This window comes from Halococcus thailandensis JCM 13552, assembly GCF_000336715.1.
GTDB classification, from domain to species: domain Archaea; phylum Halobacteriota; class Halobacteria; order Halobacteriales; family Halococcaceae; genus Halococcus; species Halococcus thailandensis.
This window is the reverse complement of record NZ_AOMF01000003.1, coordinates 1-254: the sequence shown is the minus strand read 5'-3', so window position 1 is coordinate 254 and position 254 is coordinate 1. Positions and strand designations below refer to the sequence as shown.

1 pseudogene is annotated in these 254 nt (G+C 65.0%); it reads right to left on the bottom strand.

From position 1 onward, the window contains the following. Positions 1 to 254, bottom strand: a pseudogene (locus tag C451_RS00035) (Glu/Leu/Phe/Val dehydrogenase); the annotation flags it as partial.

The window sequence follows — 254 nt, the reverse complement described above, 5'->3', positions numbered from 1 at the left end:
GTCGTGGACGTTCTGTTTCGTGATGACGTTCCCGATCGCTGCCGGAACGAGCATGTCGACATCGAGTTCGAACAGCTTCTCGGGTGCCAGCACCTCGTCGGCATCGTCGGTGACGGCCTCCGGCTCCTCCTCGAACGACGGGACCGCCATGGTGTCGATCCCGTTCGGTTCGTACCGAACGCCTTTCACGTCGCTGACCGCGACGATGTCCGCGCCCCAGTCGTCGAGCAGTCGGGCCGCTTTGGCCCCGACGC